Source organism: Paraclostridium benzoelyticum (assembly GCF_001006285.1).
Classification (GTDB): Bacteria; Bacillota; Clostridia; order Peptostreptococcales; family Peptostreptococcaceae; genus Paraclostridium; species Paraclostridium benzoelyticum.
This window is the reverse complement of sequence record NZ_LBBT01000189.1, coordinates 1-1,481: the sequence shown is the minus strand read 5'-3', so window position 1 is coordinate 1,481 and position 1,481 is coordinate 1. Positions and strand designations below refer to the sequence as shown.

Annotated in this window: 2 protein-coding genes; both read right to left on the bottom strand. The window is 26.5% G+C overall.

Annotation, left to right across the window (positions count from 1 at the left end):
* Window positions 1-103 precede the first annotated feature (103 nt).
* Complete coding sequence (locus VN21_RS08950) at window positions 104-688, bottom strand: tRNA (mnm(5)s(2)U34)-methyltransferase (RefSeq protein ID WP_084822051.1); 585 nt, start codon at window positions 686-688, stop codon at window positions 104-106.
* 15 nt (window positions 689-703) lie between these two features.
* The gene (locus VN21_RS08945; RefSeq protein WP_046822950.1) at window positions 704-1,420 is read right to left on the bottom strand and encodes a pseudouridine synthase; all 717 of its coding nucleotides are present in this window, start codon (window positions 1,418-1,420) and stop codon (window positions 704-706) included.
* Between the last annotated feature and the right edge of the window lie 61 nt (window positions 1,421-1,481).

Here is a 1,481-nt window from a genome sequence, read left to right as displayed (position 1 = left end):
TTAATATTTTTTAATATTTTTTCAAAAATATATTGTATACATATAAAAAATAAGATAAAAAAAGTAATAAGATTAGAAGTTTCTAACTCATTACTTTCTTTTTTTATATATAATTATTCTTTTTTTCTACCATTATTAATCTTGGAGGATGATTTATTTGATTTACAAAATTACAGTTTAGTGCATTATATTCACTTTGGTCTAGTTCACTTACATATTTAAATACTTCATCAAACTCTTCCATACCACCTTCATGTCCTGTATAAATAGCTATGCTTACAACCCCATGTGGTTTTAATAATTTCAAGCTTTTTTTAATTGCTTCTAGTGTTGTATCTGGTTTTGTTATAACTTGATGTTTAGCTCTTGGTAAATACCCTAAGTTAAATATCACGCAACTTACCTCTTTGTCTACATACATATCCATATTTTGGTGACCATCTAAAATTAATTTTACTCTATCTATAAGCTCCGCTTTTTCTAATCTTTTTTTAGTACTTTTTATAGCTTCTTCTTGGACATCAAAACTGTAAACTAAACCATTTTCTCCTACTTTTTCTGCAAGATATTTTGTATCATATCCATTTCCCATTGTAGCATCAATTACGATATCACCTTCATTTATAACATCTTCTAACAGCACCTTATTTAAGTCTGTTACTTTAGTTAAATATTTTGCTTTCATCATTTTACTTCAATCCTTTTACTTTAATTTCTTTAAATAATTTATCTCGTCATTAGTTAAATATCTATATTGTCCTATCTCAACATCCTTTAATACAATTTTACCCATAGCTTTTCTTCTTAAGTTCATAACAGGATGATTTATAGCTCTGCACATTTTTCTTACTTGTCTATTTCTACCTTCATGTATTTTTATTTCGCAAACAGCATAGTTTTTTTCAATATTCTTTTTAACTATCTTTATTTTAGCCGGAGCAGTTTTATAATCTTCTATATATAGTCCTTTTTCAAAATTGTTAATTTCAGCTTCATTTGGAATTCCTTTTACTGTAGCAACATAAATTTTATCAACCTCATGCTTAGGATGAGTCAATTTATATGTCAAATCTCCATCATTAGTTAATAATAATAATCCACTTGTTTCATAGTCTAATCTCCCAATGGGATAAACTCTAGCTCCTACACCTTTTACTAAGTCTATAACGCTTTTTCTGTCAAACTGATCTTTTACCGTTGTAACATATCCTTCAGGTTTATTTAACATAATATATACTAATTCTTCTTCTAAACCAATTAGCTTTCCATCTACTTCTACCTTATCTTCAGTTTCATTTATTTGAAATGATAATTCATTTATTACTTTCCCATTTACTTTAACACGATTTTCAATTATCAATTCTTCTGCTTTTCTTCTTGATGCAATTCCGCAAGATGCTATATATTTATTAATTCTCATAATTATCTCCTTATTTCTTTATTTCTTTATTTCTTCACATTAGATTATTATACTATATTTT

Excerpts from the sequence above, each read along its gene's own strand:
- VN21_RS08945 (WP_046822950.1), bottom strand. The coding sequence starts at position 1,420 with ATGAGAATTAATAAATATATAGCATCTTGCGGAATTGCATCAAGAAGA.
- VN21_RS08950 (WP_084822051.1), bottom strand. The coding sequence starts at position 688 with ATGATGAAAGCAAAATATTTAACTAAAGTAACAGACTTAAATAAGGTG.